The organism is Paenibacillus tianjinensis (assembly GCF_017086365.1).
Lineage (GTDB): Bacteria > Bacillota > Bacilli > Paenibacillales > Paenibacillaceae > Paenibacillus_AQ > Paenibacillus_AQ tianjinensis.
The window spans coordinates 6,098,312-6,115,393 of the sequence record NZ_CP070969.1 but is presented as its reverse complement, the minus strand read 5'-3'; the positions used below and the strand labels follow the sequence as shown (position 1 = coordinate 6,115,393).

Below are 17,082 nucleotides of genomic sequence, written 5' to 3'. Positions count from 1 at the left end.
GCAGGGGAAATGGGGGGCTTAAGATTGTACGATGTCGCTGACGACGGGCAGTTGATGGAGCTTATCAGGCAAAAAGACCCGGCTGCCCTCGAAATGCTCTACGACCGGTATGAAGGAATCATCTATAGCTTTGCGCACCGGATTGTGAAGGATTCGATGGCGGCCGAGGAAGTGATGCAGGAATTGTTTATGCGAATTTGGAAGAACGCAGAGCAATATGACTCCGCCAAGGGTAAGCTTTCGACCTGGATGTTTACGGTTACACGGAATATTGCCATTGACCAGCTCCGTAAAAAGAATTCAGGAATTCCGCAGCAGTCTGCCGGTTCTGAGGAATTGCAGCAGATCCGCGATACCGGAACCATGACCGAGGATATGGTCGAGCTGATGATGGTCGGAGAGCAGGTAAGAGAGGCTCTGCAGGAGCTGAGCCGGGACCAGCAGCAGGTAGTGGATCTGATCTATTACCAGGGTCTGACGCAGCAGGAGGTAGCGATTCGTGTTGCCGTCCCGCTGGGTACGGTCAAGAGCAGGGTCAGGCTGGCTATGAAGCAGCTGCAGAAGCGGTTAATCCACTGGGGAAGGAGGGATCATGCTCATGACTGAAGAGAGAAATGACTTATGCGAATGGGCTGAATTGTATGCGCTAGGCGCACTTCAGGATGATGAAATGGAGCGGTTCGAGGTTCATTTACAGGAATGTCCGGAATGTGAGAAACTGGTAAAGGAATACCGCCAGGTAATCGGCATGCTCCCTCTTGCCTCTGAGCCTGTTGCACCGCCGCTGGGGATGAAAAAGCGGGTTATGTCTTCTGTATTCAAGGCAGATGCACCGGTTCAAGTAGAGCGGAAACCTGTAATTGAGGCCCCTAAGCTGCCTGTAGTGGAGCGGGAGACTACAGTGGAAGCTGCTGCGCCGGCGGCCAGAAGATTGCCCGTCTGGCGCTATCTCAGCACTGGGCTCGCAGCAGCGGTTGTGGTGCTGCTCGTCTATACCGGCCAGCTGCGCGAGGATGTCGGCCGGCTGAAGCAGCAGGTAGCTGTCAGTACAGAGCCGCTGCAGGGTCTCAAGGTGAATGAGGCGGTTGCGCTGAGTCCGGCTGCCGCGGATATTGCGGCGAAAGGCCTGGCAACCATTATCGCAGACAAGAGCGGGACGCATCTTGTGGTACAGGCCGAGCAGCTGCCGGAGCTAAAGGGTACAGAGGTCTATCAGGTCTGGCTGATCAAGGGCGGCGTCCCGCAGAATGCGGGCACCTTCGTGTCACAGGGCGGCAACGGGGCGCTGTATTATACCTTTGAGCCGCAGGAATACGACACCGTGGCAATCACGCTGGAGCCGGATGGCGGCGGAGTAACCCCCAGAGGACAGATTGTGCTGGCGGCACCGATCAAGCAAGGATAAGTGAGATTAAGGCAAGTCCGGGAGGAACATGGGATGAAAGAGAACGGGAAGCTAAAGGAAGCGGCCTTATCCGAAGTTGCACATCTGAAGGTTCACGGCAGAACCACGGGGAGTCTTGCTCCCCTGACCCTGTTCTGGACAGGGAGCGCAGTTGAATTCAATGCCAAGGGCTCAGAGCTGTGGGTGGAGGTAGAGGCGGATTACGATGTCTATGAACCGTGGATCAGCATAGAGATCAATTCCTTTCCTGTCAGCAGACAGATGTTAACGGCAGGCAGGTATTGGGTCTGTGTATTCAGAGGCATGAATGAGAATGCTGTGAAGAATATCCGGATTGTCAAGGAGCTGCAAGCCATGAGCGACGATCCGCGGTGCTGCCTGCAGATACACGCCGTCCGGTTCGACGGGGAGTTCCTGCCGGTTCCGGACCGGGCGCTGAAGCTGGAGTTCATCGGGGACAGCATCACTTCAGGTGAAGGCGTGATCGGAGCGAAGGCGGAGGAAGACTGGATTCCGATGTGGTTCAGCGCAACCGGCAATTATACGGCCATGACCGCGGAAGCGCTGAAGGCGGATTACCGTGTGCTCTCCCAGAGCGGATGGGGTGTGCTGACGAGCTGGGACAATAATCCGAACCACAATCTGCCTGATTATTACGGTCAGGTCTGCGGGGTGCTCGGCGGGGAACGGAACGAAGCGCTCGGAGCTTCTCAGGGGAATGACTTTGAAGCGTGGCAGCCGGATGCAGTGATCGTTAATCTGGGCACCAATGACGGCGGCGCTTTTTACTCTCCAGAATGGACCGATCCGGTCACTGGCCAAGTCTATAAACAGCGGTTGAACGATGACGGCACCTTCAACGCAGAAGATCTGCAGGCTTTCGAGGCCGCGGCGGAGTCGTTCCTTGTGAAGCTCAGACAATATAACCCGGAGGCGCATATTGTGTGGGTATACGGAATGCTGGGACTTCCGATGATGCCGGCGATCTACCGCGCGGTTAACAGCTACACGGCGAAGTCAGGAGACCGGAAGGCCTCTGTCTTCCAGCTGCCTAATATTACAGAGGACAGCGTAGGCGCAAGGAGTCATCCCGGCAAATTAGCCCATGAGCAGGCCGCCAGGGTGTTAAGCGCCTATTTGCAAGAAATTTTGCATAGTTGAATTTATAGAACAAAGAGCTGTCCCGCGAGTGGGACAGCTCTTTGTTCACTTCATATGCTTAACGCTACAATTAAGCGTATCTGCGGATTGCTGCGAGCAGCTGGTCGGCGATATAGCCGGTTCCTGCTGCCAGTTGATTGCGGTCAAAGTGAAGCTTCACGAAGCTCTCATCCGCATCGAGCGCTTCGGCGAACAGTCCGGATAATCCGCGTGCTCTGCGGTCGACCTGCAGCAGCAGCTCAACGCCATGCTCATTCGGGTAGAACATGATTTCCAGCTCATCAAGCTGGCCGCGGAATTGGCTGGAAGGTGAGAACTCAAATTCCTGAACGAAGGGGAGTCCGTTGTTCTTGCCGTAATGAGGAGCATATTCACAGCTGACCTCACGGAGCCGGAAGCCAAGCTGGGTTACTGCATCGAGTACAACCGCCGAATGCGGATGCGGCAGCACCTGGAGATGATCCTCGTCCTTCGGATCCACGGCTTCTTTGATATCAAGCCCTGTCTGAATCCATACGGGAGTTCTGCCCATCGTTACCGGAGTAACTGCAGGAAGCTGGAAGGATACAGGGAACTCATAGACCTTCTCCGCTTCCACGGTGAATCCGGAGGCAAGCAGAAACTTGGCTATCGCCGCTTCCGCATTGCTTTTGGTATCATTATGCTCCTTCACATAACGGGTCTTGACGAAGGCGTACACATCATCAACCTTCTGATCTACGCGGCCGCCCTGAATACGGACGATTCCGCTGAGTGTATCTCCTGCTCTAACCACATCCTGATGAAGCATGAGATTAACTTCGGCGGCACCAATTCCGGCGCTTGCAAGCATTCTTTTAAACATGGACATTGCTGAGAATCTCCTCCTTCCATAATAATTCTGATACGGAAGGTTCCTTCACTTGGTTTCACCGAAAGGCTCTATTGGGACAGCTGGACATAGAACGTAGTGGATTCACCGGCCACGCTTTTCGCGTAGATCTTGCCTTTATGCTGCTGCTCGACGATCGATTTGGCAATCGCGAGACCGAGTCCGTAGCCGCCTTGCTTACGTGCACGGGACGTATCGGTCCGGTAGAACCGGTCGAAGATCCGGGTGAGATGCTCTGGAGCGATCCCCTCTCCGGTATTGGTGACGGCCAGCACTACATCGTTATACTGTCTGCGCAGAGACAGGGTCACCTCGCCTTTCGGCCCCGTATATTTCACGGCATTGTCCAGCAGAATCATGACAACCTGCTTAATCTGCTCACTGTTGCCTTGAACGGTCAGATTAGGCTCAATGTCATACTCCAGCGCGACATTCTTCTCGAAGATGACGGCTTCCATAGTCAGGATGTTATTCTCAACCGCTTCACTGATGTTGAAGGGAGCGTGAACCATGCCGGTGCGGGAATCATCCATTTCCGTCAGATAGAGCAGATCATTGGTCAGCTTCGCCATCCGCTCTGTCTCTGATTTGATATAATGCAGCCATTTGGACTGGTTAAAAATCGTGTCTTCCTCATTGGCTAACAGCACATCGGTATTGGTATTGATGATGGCCAGCGGTGTTTTCAGCTCATGGGAGGCGTCGGCGATGAACTGCTTTTGCTTATCGAAGGCTTCCTTTACCGGCTTGATGGAACGGTTCGCAAAGTAGCGGCTGGTGAAATACAGGATAATCAGCATCACGACACCGACAAGAGAGAAGGTATAGATCAGGTTTGTAAGAATCTTCTGTCTGGCGGTAATGTCAAGGAATACGAGCTTATGCCCGTCAGTGGTCGGCTTGATCTCAAAGATCCAGAGACTGCCGTCCAGCTCGAATTGTCCCCGGGTGGTATCCATGTCCACGGCTTCCTGCAGCGCCTGAGCATAAAACTCGTCATCCATGGTTAGCTGTGATGCAGGTGTCCCTACCTGGTTCCACTCGGCATCCGTTTCAATCATGAAGGAAATCAGACGCTCCGGCGGAGGATCCCCTATTTTGCCGAATGAACCGCCGTCCTGACGCTGCATTCCGTCGTCAATCCCGCCATCCGCGCCGCCATCAAATCCACCGGTAATCCCGCCGTGGCGCTCCCCGTTGCCGGGCTTCTGGTACAATTCCACGCTCCGCTGCAGATCCCTGTTGATATCATTATGAACATCCAGGTAGTTAATAACATAGATGGTAGCAAAGGCGACCAGCATCATTACGGAGATCGTCACCAGGTTCACAATCAAGAAGCGGTTTCTGAGCTTTGTGAACATCAGGCATTCACCTCTAATACATAGCCTACATTCCGTATCGTGCTGATCCGTGTCCCCGAGCCGAGGAACGTCAGCTTTTTACGCAGAAAAGAGATGTACACCTCCACATTGTTATGCTCTGCTTCCGAATCGAACCCCCACAGCTTCTCGATAATCTGCTCCTTGGAGGTTACGGATTGCTTACGCAGAATAAGCAGCTCCAGCAGCTCGCTCTCCTTCAGGTTCAGTTTCATTTCCTTACCGCTCACTGTAAGCCGCAGATTGGTTGTATTCAGCTCCAGATCCCCGAACTTCAGCGCATCATCCGGCAGAATCTCACCTTTACGCCGCAGCACTGCACGGATTCTCGCCAGCAGCTCCTCCGACGAAAAGGGCTTGGCAATATAGTCATCGGCCCCGTAGTCCAGCCCGGTCACCATATCGGTAATTTCTCCTTTTGCAGTCAGGAAGATGACAGGAGTGGCTACACCCTTGGTCCGGAGCGCCCGCAGCAGGCTGATTCCATCCAGCTCCGGCATCATGATGTCAAGCAGCAGGAGATCATAGATCCCGCTCAGCGCGTAGTCCATGCCCGATCTGCCGTCATGCACCGCGTCGACCGAATAATTATGTTTTTTCAAGATTTGGGTTACGGCCTCGGCCAGATGCACCTCATCTTCGACGATTAATATTCTCATAGGTTTGTCATCCTCTGCGTGCTTGATGTGTACTGCTTAACTTCCGCTATTATATCAAGATTACCTTTAACCAACCTTAACCGCGGCAACAAAAGATAAAGCCTCTACTATATATCCGTGATAGCCCAAAAACACAATTGTTAAGCAAGTGTAAATGAATCAACGCAGTGTAAAAAGCATTTAAGATTCATTAAAGGTTTAGCCGCTAAGATACATTCATAAGCAAGCGAGACACGCGAACTACTCCAATAAGAAAGGAACTGATCCCTATGGCTATCGAGGTATTCAACCGGTATGAGAACAAGTACTTGTTCGATACTGCAGCCTACCACCAGCTCTATAATGAACTGCTCGAATATATGGAACCGGATGATTACAACAAACAGCATGAGTTTTATTCCATTACTAATCTGTACTACGATACACCGAGCAACACACTGATCCGCAACAGCCTGTCCAAGCCGAAATACAAAGAGAAGCTTCGCCTCAGAGCTTACGGTGTTCCGGACGGAGACTCTAAAGTCTACCTAGAAATCAAGAAAAAGGTCTTCGGTCTCGTCAACAAAAGAAGAACCCCGCTCAAGCTGCACGAGGCTTATGATTTTGTCCGCACAGGCAACCCGCCGGAATACAAGGACTACATGAACAAGCAGGTGGTTGAGGAAATCAAGTACTTCCTGAGCTGTTATGACCTTAAACCGATGGTGTATCTCTCGTACGACCGCAAAGCGCTGTTCTGCAAAAATAACCGTGATCTCAGAATCACCTTCGATACGAATATCAGAAGCCGGCGGTACGACCTCAAGATGGAGCATGGCACGCATGGTGAGCTGCTGATGGAGCCGGGTCAATGGCTGATGGAGGTCAAAGCCGAGAAGACGATCCCGGTCTGGCTGTCCAAAATGCTCTCAGAGCACCAGATGTACCGCACCAGCTTCTCCAAATACGGCAATGAATATAAAAAAATGCTGAGAAACAGCAAAGTAGAAAGCGAGAGTGTCCTGTATGCTTGATTCCATCTTCACCGCCGTCTCTGACAATACGGCTTTAACCTTTGGCAACGCGGTTCTGACGATCCTGATCTCCCTGGCGCTTGGCGCGCTGATCAGCCTGACCTATATGAAGACCAGCCCTGCCGGTTACACGCAAAGTTTCACCCTCACCATGGTGCTGCTGCCGGTCATTGTTGCCATTATCATTCTCCTGATCGGCAGCAACGTTGCCAGAGCCTTCAGTCTGGCCGGAGCGTTCTCGATTATCCGCTTCAGAAGTGCGCCCGGTGATCCTAAGGACATCACCTTTGTCCTGTTCACCATGGCATCGGGCCTAGCCTGCGGCGTTGGCGCTTACGGTTACGCGGTCCTGTTCACCATCATTCTCTGCCTCATCATGGTGATCCTGAACCGTACAGGCTTTGGCGTTAGAAAATCGATGCAGAAAACACTCAAGGTTACGATTCCTGAGAATCTGGGCTATGAGGAGGCTTTTGCTGAAGTATTCAACAAATTCAATGTCGCTTATGAGCTGAAAAAGGTCAGAACCACCGAGCTCGGCAGCCTCTATGAGCTGGTGTATAACGTTACCCTTGATGAGCACACGAGCCAGAAGGAATTCCTGGATGCCATCCGCACCCGGAACGGCAACCTGGATCTATCGCTTACGATGTGCCCCACTACCACGGAATACTAAACCAGAAACTGAAAGGATTGATCCGATATGAATAAATTTATAATGGCAAGCAAAGCGGGGCTGATTCTGCTGCTGGCAGCGGTTATGTCTGCCTGCGGCACAACCAGCAATGCCTCTACCTCTTCGTCTGCTGGTACGGCAGCAGTAACTACTGCAGCTGCTACCAGCGGGGCTGTAGCAAGTGTGCAACTGGCAGATGTGAAGGCAGCAGACCTCGTCAGCTTTGACGAGGAGGATACCGCAGCGGGCTGGAACGCTGATAGTGCAACAACGGTTGCGCTGAATGGAACCGCCGCTACGGTGACCGGTTCCGGAGCAACAGCTTCCGGCGGAACCGTGACGATCTCGGCCGGAGGGACCTATGTCCTGAGCGGAACGCTGAGTGACGGCCAGATTATCGTTGATGTTCAGGATGACAGCAGCGTGCATCTCGTGCTGAACGGAGTGAAGCTTTCGAACAGTGACAGCGCACCGGTCTACATTAAAGAAGCCGGCAAAGTGATTATGACGCTGGAGGATGGCACAGAGAATACGGTAACAGACGGAGCAGCCTATGTATTCGCTGATGCCGCGGCCGAGGAGCCGGGCGCAGCGATCTTCAGTAAGGCAGATCTGACGATTAATGGAACGGGCACGCTGAAGGTTACCGGCAATTACAAAGACGGGATTTCAAGCAAAGACGATCTGAAAATCGTCTCCGGCACCATTGAAGTACAGGCTGCGGATGACGGAATGGTCGGGAAAGACCTGGTAGCTGTGCAGGACGGGAAGATTACCATCAAGGCAGAAGGCGACGGTATCAAGTCGACCAATGATGAAGAGACAGACAAAGGCTTCATCGCTATATCCGGAGGAACCTTTGATATTACGGCTGTAAACGATGGGATTCAAGGTGAGACTTCGCTTGTCATTGACGGCGGCACGTATAGTCTGGTGACCGGCGGAGGCAGTGCCAATGCTGAAGTGAAGACCAATGATGAGGGCGGCTTTGGCGGAATGGGCGGAGGCGGCGGAATGCGCGGTCAGGCTCCGGCATCCGGCGATGGGGCGGATCAGGCTGCACCACCGGAAAAGCCGGCAGCTGACGGAGTGGCAGGCGCCACAGCAGAAGCTGAGCCGGGAGCTGCATCTGCTGACAGCAGTGCAGAGGCATCTACTGACACGGCAACAACAGCAACAACAACAGACACTGAATCAACAAGCGCAAAAGGCCTTAAAGCCGGAGGCGACATTACGGTTAACGGCGGCAGCTTCACCCTTGACTCTGCAGATGATGCACTGCACAGCAACAGCAACGTCTCCATCACGAATGGAGAGTTCGAAATTACGGCCGGCGATGATGGTGTTCATGCCGACAGTCTGACCGCCATTGCCGGCGGAACGGTCAAGATTACGAAGAGTTATGAAGGGATTGAAGGCGGCGACATCACCATCTCCGGCGGCGATACGCATGTAACAGCCTCCGATGACGGTGTTAACGTATCAGGAGGTAATGATGATAATGCCGCACAAACCACTGGCGGACAGGATCAATTCAGCAGCTCCGGCAGCGGCATGCTGACGATCAGCGGGGGTACATTAACAGTCGATTCCACAGGTGACGGACTGGATTCCAACGGGTCGATCACAATGAGCGGCGGTACGGTGATCACGAATGGCCCTACCGGCGATAACAACGGCGCCTTGGATTACGATGGAACCTTCGAGATCAGCGGCGGTTATCTGGTGGTAGCAGGAAGTGCGGGTATGCTCCAGGCTCCAACCGATGCATCGAGCCAATACTCGGTCGCTATGACATTCACCGATTCGCAGGAGGCCGGACAGCTGGTGAACCTGCAGGATAGTGACGGCAACACGATTGCCACCTTTGCTCCGGCGAAGAGCTATCGGGCGTTTGTCGTTAGCTCGCCGGATCTTAAAGAAGGCGGATCGTACACCCTCTTCACCGGCGGAACCTCAACAGGCACAGCAGTGGACGGCCTGTATGCAGACGGTGCATATAGCGGCGGCAGCAAAGTGGTATCCTTCGACATCTCCGATAGCGTAACCTGGTTGAATGAATCAGGAGTAACCACTGCCACACAAGGCATGGGCGGAGGCATGGGCGGAGGCCGGGGCGGCTTTGGCGGCGGAGCAAGACCTGACCGCGGAACAGCGGGAGGCACGCCTCCAGCCGGCGATGACGTACAATAATGGCGATGACGTACAATGTTGTGAGTGGGCAACGGGTCGGAATGAACGGTATAAATACCGTTGAATTTGCCGAAAGCGGGCAACGGAGGATGGCGTAAAGTAAGTTGTGTACCAAGATTTGGAGCCTAGTCAGGCAACAAAAAAGTAGGGTATTCTCGGGATTGCGAAGTCCACCAAGAAAGGAACCCTACTCGATGACTATTCTACCCGAAAACATGTTAAATAATCTATTTGAAAATCTTGTCACCCAGTTTGTAAAAGATAATCTGGAGTCCATTATGAAAGCGGAAATCCAGCAATTCATGACCAGTGATGAGGCAGGGAATCACAACAGCCGTAACGGATACTACACCCGGGATCTGCACACGAAATACGGTAATGTTGAGGATCTGGCCGTTCCTAGGGACCGTCAGGGAGCTTTCCAAACGCAGTTGTTCGAGCCCTACCAGCGGCGGGACGGATGGCTGGAGGAGGCTGTCATCCAGATGTACAAAAGTGGCATGGGAACGCGAGATGTGGCCCGGTTCATTGAAAGTATGTTCGGCAGCCACTACTCACCCACCACCGTCAGCAACATTACAGCTACGGTACTTGACGACATTCATCAGTGGCAGAAACGCCCGTTAAACAAACGCTACTCCGTGATCTACCTGGACGGCCTATATGTGAAGCTCAAGCGCAGCACCGTGAGCGGAGAAGTCGTTTATTTCGCCATGGGTATCGACGAAGAGGGTCACCGGCAGATCCTTGGCTTTTACGTAGGCGGCCAGGAGAGCGCAAACGGCTGGCGTGAGGTGCTGAAAGACCTTTACAACCGTGGTGTCCAGGCAGTCTTGCTGGGCGTATTTGATGGGCTGCCGGGACTCGATGCAGCGTTTCGTGAAACCTATCCGAAGGCGGATGTGCAGCATTGTATCGTCCACAAAGTGCGTTCGACCTTTCCGAAAATTCGAGTTCAGCACAAAACGGAAGTCATTGAAGATCTGAAGACCATCTACACGGCTGCAGACCATGATCTGGCCCGGGCTGCGTTTGACACGGTGAAGGCCAAATGGGGCAAGCTCTACCCGAAAGAAATGCGGTCCTGGGAAGAACAGTTACCGACGCTGCTGACCTTTTACAAGTATCCCGTGCTCATAAAAGAAGCCATCTACACATCCAATCCGATTGAACGAATGAACAAGGAAATTCGAAAACGCCTGAAGCCGATGAACAGCCTCACGAATATGGATGCGGCAGAGAAAATTGTCTACCTGGACGTCATCGATTACAACGAACGTTTTAGCGAACGGGTCATTCGCGGCTTCGGCGATCTGGAAGTAAAGAAGAAACTAAATGAGATGTTTGAAGCGCGATATTCAGCGCAGGCAGAGCAAGAGAAGTAACTCAAAATCCCTTGTTCTTTGGGGCGGGTCCCCCCGCGCCAAAGAACATCTGCACTTACCAACGAACACCCGAGAAGTTACATTCTGCTCTCTTACACAAACTTCTTGACGCTACCCGGCGGTGCGAGATCAACGGTATAAATACCGTTGAATTTGCCGAAAGCGGCCGGCGGTGCGAGATCAACGGTATAAATACCGTTGAATCCGCCGAAAGTGGGCAACGGTGCGAAATGAACGGTATAAATACCGTTGAATCCGCCGAAAGCGGGCAACGGTGCGAAATGAACGGTATAAGTACCGTTGAATCCGGCGAAAGCGGGGCAACGGTGCGAAATGAACGGTATAAATACCGTTGAATCCTCCGAAAGCAGGCAACGGGATGAAATGAACGGTATAAGTACCGTTGAATCCTCCGAAAGCAGGCAACGGGATGAAATGAACGGTATAAGTACCGTTGAATTTGCCGAAAGCAGGCAACGGTAACCCAAGGGAGCCCGCTGTCCACCAGTCAGGTTACATGAAGTCGAAAAAATACCGGATCACATGGAAGAAGATCGGCGAGGTATATGCCAGGCTGTCGACCCGGCTCAGATAGCTTTTTTGGAGTGCGGCGAACTTGTCGTCGTCACCGATCAGCAGGTCACGCTTCAGGACGGAGACGGTTAAGCTGCCGAAGTAGCCGCTCAGGCTGATCAGCATCCCGGACAGCAGTCCGAACAGCGGAGTGAGTGGTGTCAGGTAGGGATAGATGAGATAGGACACGGCTGTCGTTGCTGCAAACCCGCAGATAAAGCCTTCCCAGGTGAGATTTGGATTGGCGGTCGGGACCACCTTGTGTTTGCCGAAATAGAGCGACGCCAGATAGTGAACCACATCATTCAGCTGGGTGAGCACCACCAGAAACAGTACCAGTCCTGCTCCATATTCCGGGGTGGCAAACTGGAAATAGGCCAGATGGCTAAGCCCGAACACCATCAGCATCATCCCCCACTGGGTGGAGCTGACGCTGCGCAGAAAGCCGAGTGTTCCTTTGTTAAGGAGCCGGGGAAGCGGCAGGAGCAGGAAGACATAGACCGGAATAAAGACGATAAACATCCCGTACCACTCGATATAAATCCAGTAGAACTGCAGCGGGATAGCCAGATAAGCCCACAGGAACAGTCTGCGGTCGGCCTTCCGCGTGCGGATCATAGAGAAGTATTCTTTTAGCGCGAAGAAGCAGAGCACCATCAGAGAGAGCAGGGAAACTACGGAATTAAAGAGAGTTGCCAGGCAGAAAATAAACAGCATGCCCCACCAGGTTTTGATGCGGAAGCCGATGCCCGTATAGTCCTTGTCCTTCTGAAGTCTGCTCACGGCCAGATAAATCAGATGGACGGCCGATAGGCCGGCAAAAATAAGGAGTAGCGTGAATAAGGAGCTGTTCACCAGCAATCACCAGCCTGTTGCAGGATAGGATTCCATTAAAGGAATCATATGTTATTATGGAGGAAAACTCCGAACATGATAAGGGGAAAATTTGTAAAATGACAGGTGATCAATCGGTCTTTATTTTGCTTACGAATACAGGCACACTGTTTACCAGGCTCATTCAGGGCTACACGAAGGCCCCGTATAACCATGCCTCAATCTCATTTACCCGTGATCTGTCAGAGATGTACAGCTTCGGGAGAAAGCATCCCAGCAATCCCCTGAACGGGGGCTTTGTGAAGGAGGATATTCAGACAGGCACCTACAGCAAATATCCGAATACGACCTGTGTCATCTACAAGCTTCAAGTCACGGAGCGTGAAGTGGAGAAAATGAAGCGGGTCCTGCATATTTTTATCCGCAGCCAGCAGAAGTACCTGTACAACATTCTCGGTGTAATCGGCATCGCGCTGAAAGAGCCGGTTGAATTCAGCAACTCTTACTTTTGCTCGCAATTCGTTGCGGAAATACTGGACCGTTCCGGAATTAAGCTGTGGAATAAGCTGCCTGCGCTCGTGACGCCGGATGATTTCCGCCAGAGCGGAAGGCTGGAATTAATCTATCAAGGGAAATTAAGTGAATATAAGCCGGAGGAGTGAGAACCATGGTTCATGCCAAAGAGGTGCTGGCTAATCAATTGCTCGCGGGTGCCAATGATCCCAGCTGGCACCTGCCGTTCATGCAGGCGGTTCAGGGGATTACGGAAGAGGAGGCCTTTTGGAAGCCGGGAGATGACAGTAACAGTATTGCAGAGCTGACGCAGCATTTACGGTATTGGAATGAAACCTGGCAGATCCGGTATACCGAAGGCCGGGTGGATGCGGTGCCGCCGATCGGAGACAACAACGACAGCTTTATTCTGCCGGAGAACTCCTCTTACAGTGAGTTGAGCACAGCTCTGCTGGAGGTGCTGCTGCGATGGCAGGCCATCCTTGCGGAAGACAGCCTGGAAGCACAGGTGACCGGCTTCCCTGAGCCGGCCCGGTGGTGGGAGATCATCAGTAATGCAGCGACGCATAATGCTTATCATATCGGTCAGATCGTCTATATCCGCAAGCTGCGGAGACACTTAGCCTGAATACTTGGCAAGCCGGAGGATTAGGGCTCTGGTACGATGACCTCGATATAACGGGGAAGCAGGCTGAGCCGGATCGGCAGCGCCGGCCCTTCTTCACCGTCAACATTGGTCCGCATAATGTCAGACGATTCCACGGTTACGCTGCGGGCCGTAAAGTAAATTACATCCTTATGATGATTAAGGTTGCCGAGCAGGAGGGAGAGGCTGACGGTCAGGGTGCTCAGGATCGTGAGGTCTTTGAGGATGAAGCAGTGGATCAGGCCGTCGTCAACAGCGGCACCGGGTGCCAGCCGTTCGAAGCCTCCGACCGAATTCGTTAAGGCGGCAATAAACAGCGGAGAGTCCCCTTCCCAGACTTCACCGTCATGGGTGATGCTCAGGCGATGAGCGGTATTGCCTGTCAGCTCCTTAATCCCCTCCTTGAAATAAGCCAGTGCCCCCAGCTTCGACTTATCCTCCGAAGATACAGAAGAGACCGATTCAGCAATAGCTCCGGCGGCCACCACATTGATGAATAAGCGGTCATTTAACCGGCCGGCATCCACTGCACGGGTGCTGGAGGAGGCGAGCGCCTTAATCGCTTCCTCTGGAACCAGGGGAAGCCCGATGGCCCGGGCGAAATCATTAACTGTTCCAAGCGGGATAATCCCCAGCTTCGGGCGGTGCGGCTGGCCGCCCAGCCCGTTGATCACCTCGTGCAGTGTACCATCTCCGCCTATTGAAACCACCAGTTCATAGCCCTCTTCACATGCCGCGATGCAGAATGACGTTGCATCCCCCGCCTTTTGCGTCTCATTAACGGTAATTTCGTACCCCTGCGCAGTCAGAATCTCTTCCACCATGGTGATATATGCGGGTCCTTCTTCTTTACCGGAAGTAGGATTGATAATAATCATTGCTTGCTCCATCGGTAACCTCGTCCTCTCGTGCTCAGATTAGTGTTCTTCACGCCGCCTGCGGAAGGATTCCCCGTAGGCGCTGTGGCGGAAATGAAGGATAGGATCCTCAGACAAGGCTATGCCGGCAGGAACTACGGCCGGGTCCATCAGCAGCCCGTCCGGCTCGTCTACAATTTCTGTAAGGTGCAGGTTCCCGATTTCGATCCGCCTCCGCTCGTCGGGCCAGGCATGGGTCGGATCATCGGTTGGGTCGTCCTCTTCACCAAAAATAACGGCCAGCTGAAACACGGGGGACTCATCCTGCAGGCGCAGCACCAGCTCATCCTCCAGATAATGGTCCGGCTGCTGTGAGGCATCCTCCAGGGACAGGGCACGGACTCCGGTAACCGGGGTCCATTCGAATTTCACCGGCCGCTTGTTCCCCTCAGCATCCACGAAGAAGTAAGTATGAATGCAGTAATAATGAGACTCGGCATAGCTGGCCGGCGGCTGCAGCTTTTTGAGGGCAAGGAAGCTCGCCTTACTTTCGGTGAAGTGGGCCGAAATCTCCTTAACCAGCTCCAGTGGGCGCAGATTACCTGCGCGGGCACGATGTACGGAACGTACGATGTCAACAAAGGATTCAGGGGTACGGGCGAAAAAAACCGGCAGCGTCACCCCGACCAAATTCGTAATGCTGCCATCCGGCAAGCTGAACTGTACAGCCATCCCTTTGGCCGGGGAGAGGAGATCAGCCAGTGCCGGATCGGTAGAGCTGCCGGAGAAACGGACAACCGCCTCTACCTCCTGTTCCTGAAGATGTGCGGCAGTAGTGAAAGGGGCGGCAAGTCCGTTCGGGCGGAAGACCGCACGGCAGCAAATCCCCTTGGCATGTGCACGGCGGTAGCCGGGATGGACGCCGGACAGATCCTCAATAGCATCTACCGCTTGCGCGGTGAGGCCGGAACCGCCCGCAGCAGCGGGAATTCCGCCAGGTGAACCGGAATCCTTCATAATGGAATGACCTCCTAAAAGTTTTGCTCTATCCACATTCATAACCACGCGGGTTTTTAATTAAACGCTGGCTTTTTCCTTCCAGTATTTTTGCGATGATAATAGACTCTGTCTCTGGTATACTTTCGGCAAATTGAACACCGAAGGAGGCTTCACTAATATCATGAAGAGTATGGTGGGAAGATTAGCAGCCGGTGCAGCCGCCGTCTTGTGCGCAGCCGGGCTGTTTATTCCGTATGGCCGGTCTGTCTCCGCGGAGGACACGCTGCCCTTTGAAGATATAGCAGCCAGCTATGCCAAGAATGAGATCATAGACTTGTATAACCGGAAGATATTAACCGGCATTTCGGAGACCAGCTTCTCGCCGGAGGGTAAGGTGACGAGAGCGGAGTTCATTATGATGCTCGGCCGGCTGCTGAAGCTTGAGCCTGTGGCAAGTCCGGTCTCTCCCTATACAGATACCGGGAAGGGCGCATGGTATTACGGCTGGATACAGGCAGCGGTTCAGCTGGGTCTGGCGGGCGGCACCTCGGCTTCCACCTTTGCACCGGCGAAGCCGGTAACGCGCCAGGAGGCTGCCGTCTGGTTAACCAAAGCGTTCAAGCAAACGGGGAGCACAGCAGGCGGGGCAACGGTATTCACCGACGCAAGCACCATCGCTGTCTGGGCGGAAAGTGCCGTGGAAGCTGTAAACCGCTTAGGCTTGATGAAAGGCGACGAAACAGGCGCTTTCCGCCCGGCCGCCCCGATTACAAGGCAGGAAACGGCGGTGCTTCTGTACCGCGTACTGCAGCAGGAGAAATGGACGGCAGAGCTGGCGTCTGCGAAGGACCCTCACATTGTGCTGGGATGGCAGTATGGCCAGACGGCCGCGGAGTATGAGAGTAATATTCTGCAGTCCAATGTGAACACCTTATCTCCGCGCTGGTATTTTGTAGGGAGTACGGGTGTAGTCCCGGATTCCACGGTGGCTTCACTGGTAGCCTGGGCGAAGAAGAACGGCAAGCAGGTGTGGCCGCTGGTCGGTAACCGGTTTGATCAGGCGGCGACACATCAAATGCTGTCCAGTACAGCAGCGAGGAATACGGCGGTTAATCAACTGGCGGGATTAGTCAGTACATACGGCCTGGATGGGCTGAATATTGATTTTGAGAATGTGGCAGCGGCAGACCGGGCTTCGCTGACCGCTTTTATTACACAGCTGGCCGGGAGGCTGCATGCGCTCGGCGCAGTGCTGTCGATGGATGTGTCGCCCGATCTCGGGACAGACTGGACGGAGGCTTTTGATTATGCGACACTTGGCAGGCAGGCTGATTATCTGGTAATGATGGGGTATGACGAGCATTATAGCGGAAGTATGAATCCTGGCTCTAATGCTTCGCTGCCTTATGTTCAGCAAGCGGTAAGCACACTGCTGAAATCTGTACCCGCCGAAAAGGTGATTTTGGCAATGCCTCTATACACCCGTGACTGGACGCTCAAACAGAATGGCATCACTCCGTCGTCCGCTGAACTTTCGCTAACCCAGCAGAACCAGCTCTTGAGCAGCTATTCACTGCATCCTGTATGGAACAGCACACTGGGGCAATATGTGGCCAGTTATACCAAGCAGTCACTGAAGCATACTCTCTGGCTGGAGGACGGAAGGTCTCTTACGGCAAAATACAATCTCGCAGTGAAGCACAAGCTGGCGGGAATTGCCTACTGGCATATAGGCGGGGAGAGTCCTGATATTTGGACCAGCATAAGCAATGCGGAGAAATTCGCCGGCTATTCCTTCTGAAAAGAATCGCATACTGCACTTATAACGGCGCCCGTGTATGGGCGCCTTTAATTTACCCCAAATAACCCCTCAGAGCGTGATGCCGGTTCCCCGGCCGCACCTTCTGAGGGGCTC

The 17,082-nt window shown here is 53.4% G+C and carries 17 protein-coding genes; 10 read left to right on the top strand and 7 right to left on the bottom strand.

Going from position 1 to position 17,082, the window contains the following annotated elements; genetic code table 11:
- Positions 1-24: 24 nt before the first annotated feature.
- From JRJ22_RS28315 to JRJ22_RS28305, 3 genes are read left to right on the top strand one after another with little or no spacing between them, the layout of a single operon-like run.
- Positions 25-606 (top strand): sigma-70 family RNA polymerase sigma factor, encoded by a 582-nt coding sequence (locus JRJ22_RS28315; RefSeq protein WP_232380985.1) that lies wholly within the window; start codon positions 25-27, stop codon positions 604-606.
- A complete protein-coding gene (locus tag JRJ22_RS28310) occupies positions 599-1,405 on the top strand; it encodes an anti-sigma factor (protein ID WP_206102502.1) in 807 nt (268 codons plus the stop codon). Before JRJ22_RS28315 ends, JRJ22_RS28310 begins: the two co-directional genes overlap by 8 nt.
- A 33-nt stretch (positions 1,406-1,438) precedes the next feature.
- Positions 1,439-2,566, top strand: a complete 1,128-nt coding sequence (locus JRJ22_RS28305; protein ID WP_206102501.1) for an SGNH/GDSL hydrolase family protein — start codon at positions 1,439-1,441, stop codon at positions 2,564-2,566.
- Positions 2,567-2,636: 70 nt separating this feature from the next.
- Here the strand turns inward: JRJ22_RS28305 and JRJ22_RS28300 are convergent, their stop codons facing one another.
- The 3 genes from JRJ22_RS28300 to JRJ22_RS28290 form a co-directional block, all read right to left on the bottom strand.
- On the bottom strand, positions 2,637-3,416 hold the full coding sequence (locus JRJ22_RS28300; RefSeq protein ID WP_206102500.1) for a sporulation protein: 780 nt from the start codon (positions 3,414-3,416) through the stop codon (positions 2,637-2,639).
- A gap of 71 nt (positions 3,417-3,487) precedes the next feature.
- Positions 3,488-4,801 (bottom strand): sensor histidine kinase, encoded by a 1,314-nt coding sequence (locus JRJ22_RS28295; RefSeq protein WP_206102499.1) that lies wholly within the window; start codon positions 4,799-4,801, stop codon positions 3,488-3,490.
- Positions 4,801-5,478: a response regulator transcription factor gene (locus tag JRJ22_RS28290; RefSeq protein WP_054942503.1), complete on the bottom strand. Its 678-nt coding sequence runs from the start codon at positions 5,476-5,478 to the stop codon at positions 4,801-4,803. Before JRJ22_RS28290 ends, JRJ22_RS28295 begins: the two co-directional genes overlap by 1 nt.
- Positions 5,479-5,747: 269 nt before the next feature.
- On the opposite strand from JRJ22_RS28290, the gene JRJ22_RS28285 reads away from it, so the two are divergent.
- The 4 genes from JRJ22_RS28285 to JRJ22_RS28270 all read left to right on the top strand — a co-directional run bounded on the left by JRJ22_RS28285 (position 5,748) and on the right by JRJ22_RS28270 (position 10,745).
- Positions 5,748-6,491: a polyphosphate polymerase domain-containing protein gene (locus JRJ22_RS28285; protein ID WP_206102498.1), complete on the top strand. Its 744-nt coding sequence runs from the start codon at positions 5,748-5,750 to the stop codon at positions 6,489-6,491.
- The gene (locus JRJ22_RS28280; RefSeq protein WP_206102497.1) at positions 6,484-7,167 is read left to right on the top strand and encodes a DUF4956 domain-containing protein; all 684 of its coding nucleotides are present in this window, start codon (positions 6,484-6,486) and stop codon (positions 7,165-7,167) included. The genes JRJ22_RS28285 and JRJ22_RS28280 overlap by 8 nt, the downstream gene beginning before the upstream one ends.
- Positions 7,168-7,194: 27 nt before the next feature.
- Complete coding sequence (locus JRJ22_RS28275) at positions 7,195-9,360, top strand: carbohydrate-binding domain-containing protein (RefSeq protein WP_206102496.1); 2,166 nt, start codon at positions 7,195-7,197, stop codon at positions 9,358-9,360.
- Between the two features lie 194 nt (positions 9,361-9,554).
- The gene (locus tag JRJ22_RS28270) at positions 9,555-10,745 is read left to right on the top strand and encodes an IS256 family transposase (RefSeq protein ID WP_206102495.1); all 1,191 of its coding nucleotides are present in this window, start codon (positions 9,555-9,557) and stop codon (positions 10,743-10,745) included.
- A 92-nt stretch (positions 10,746-10,837) separates the two neighbouring features.
- On the opposite strand, the gene JRJ22_RS28265 is transcribed toward JRJ22_RS28270, so the two are convergent.
- Positions 10,838-11,233: a hypothetical protein gene (locus tag JRJ22_RS28265; protein WP_206102494.1), complete on the bottom strand. Its 396-nt coding sequence runs from the start codon at positions 11,231-11,233 to the stop codon at positions 10,838-10,840.
- Positions 11,234-11,258: 25 nt separating this feature from the next.
- A complete protein-coding gene (locus tag JRJ22_RS28260) occupies positions 11,259-12,173 on the bottom strand; it encodes a phosphatidate cytidylyltransferase (protein WP_206102493.1) in 915 nt (304 codons plus the stop codon).
- A gap of 98 nt (positions 12,174-12,271) precedes the next feature.
- On the opposite strand from JRJ22_RS28260, the gene JRJ22_RS28255 reads away from it, so the two are divergent.
- Together JRJ22_RS28255 and JRJ22_RS28250 are read left to right on the top strand one after the other, a co-directional pair.
- Positions 12,272-12,814 (top strand): hypothetical protein, encoded by a 543-nt coding sequence (locus JRJ22_RS28255; protein WP_206102492.1) that lies wholly within the window; start codon positions 12,272-12,274, stop codon positions 12,812-12,814.
- A 5-nt stretch (positions 12,815-12,819) separates the two neighbouring features.
- A complete protein-coding gene (locus JRJ22_RS28250) occupies positions 12,820-13,293 on the top strand; it encodes a DinB family protein (protein WP_206102491.1) in 474 nt (157 codons plus the stop codon).
- Positions 13,294-13,313: 20 nt separating this feature from the next.
- Here JRJ22_RS28250 and JRJ22_RS28245 read toward each other — a convergent pair whose 3' ends face one another.
- Together JRJ22_RS28245 and JRJ22_RS28240 are read right to left on the bottom strand one after the other, a co-directional pair.
- Positions 13,314-14,201 carry a diacylglycerol/lipid kinase family protein gene (locus JRJ22_RS28245; RefSeq protein ID WP_206102490.1) on the bottom strand — a complete coding sequence of 296 codons (888 nt, stop codon included), beginning with the start codon at positions 14,199-14,201 and terminating at the stop codon, positions 13,314-13,316.
- A 27-nt stretch (positions 14,202-14,228) separates the two neighbouring features.
- Positions 14,229-15,185, bottom strand: a complete 957-nt coding sequence (locus JRJ22_RS28240; RefSeq protein ID WP_206102489.1) for a catalase family peroxidase — start codon at positions 15,183-15,185, stop codon at positions 14,229-14,231.
- A 163-nt stretch (positions 15,186-15,348) separates the two neighbouring features.
- On the opposite strand from JRJ22_RS28240, the gene JRJ22_RS28235 reads away from it, so the two are divergent.
- Positions 15,349-16,968: an S-layer homology domain-containing protein gene (locus JRJ22_RS28235; RefSeq protein ID WP_232380984.1), complete on the top strand. Its 1,620-nt coding sequence runs from the start codon at positions 15,349-15,351 to the stop codon at positions 16,966-16,968.
- The last annotated feature ends 114 nt before the right edge of the window (positions 16,969-17,082 follow it).

What these genes read in the sequence shown, in the direction of transcription:
- JRJ22_RS28310 (WP_206102502.1), top strand. Translation starts at nt 599, where the DNA reads ATGACTGAAGAGAGAAATGACTTATGCGAATGGGCTGAATTGTATGCG.
- JRJ22_RS28305 (WP_206102501.1), top strand. Translation starts at nt 1,439, where the DNA reads ATGAAAGAGAACGGGAAGCTAAAGGAAGCGGCCTTATCCGAAGTTGCA.
- JRJ22_RS28300 (WP_206102500.1), bottom strand. Translation starts at nt 3,416, where the DNA reads ATGTCCATGTTTAAAAGAATGCTTGCAAGCGCCGGAATTGGTGCCGCC.
- JRJ22_RS28295 (WP_206102499.1), bottom strand. Translation starts at nt 4,801, where the DNA reads ATGTTCACAAAGCTCAGAAACCGCTTCTTGATTGTGAACCTGGTGACG.
- JRJ22_RS28290 (WP_054942503.1), bottom strand. Translation starts at nt 5,478, where the DNA reads ATGAGAATATTAATCGTCGAAGATGAGGTGCATCTGGCCGAGGCCGTA.
- JRJ22_RS28285 (WP_206102498.1), top strand. Translation starts at nt 5,748, where the DNA reads ATGGCTATCGAGGTATTCAACCGGTATGAGAACAAGTACTTGTTCGAT.
- JRJ22_RS28280 (WP_206102497.1), top strand. Translation starts at nt 6,484, where the DNA reads ATGCTTGATTCCATCTTCACCGCCGTCTCTGACAATACGGCTTTAACC.
- JRJ22_RS28275 (WP_206102496.1), top strand. Translation starts at nt 7,195, where the DNA reads ATGAATAAATTTATAATGGCAAGCAAAGCGGGGCTGATTCTGCTGCTG.
- JRJ22_RS28270 (WP_206102495.1), top strand. Translation starts at nt 9,555, where the DNA reads ATGACTATTCTACCCGAAAACATGTTAAATAATCTATTTGAAAATCTT.
- JRJ22_RS28255 (WP_206102492.1), top strand. Translation starts at nt 12,272, where the DNA reads ATGACAGGTGATCAATCGGTCTTTATTTTGCTTACGAATACAGGCACA.
- JRJ22_RS28250 (WP_206102491.1), top strand. Translation starts at nt 12,820, where the DNA reads ATGGTTCATGCCAAAGAGGTGCTGGCTAATCAATTGCTCGCGGGTGCC.
- JRJ22_RS28245 (WP_206102490.1), bottom strand. Translation starts at nt 14,201, where the DNA reads ATGGAGCAAGCAATGATTATTATCAATCCTACTTCCGGTAAAGAAGAA.
- JRJ22_RS28240 (WP_206102489.1), bottom strand. Translation starts at nt 15,185, where the DNA reads ATGAAGGATTCCGGTTCACCTGGCGGAATTCCCGCTGCTGCGGGCGGT.
- JRJ22_RS28235 (WP_232380984.1), top strand. Translation starts at nt 15,349, where the DNA reads ATGAAGAGTATGGTGGGAAGATTAGCAGCCGGTGCAGCCGCCGTCTTG.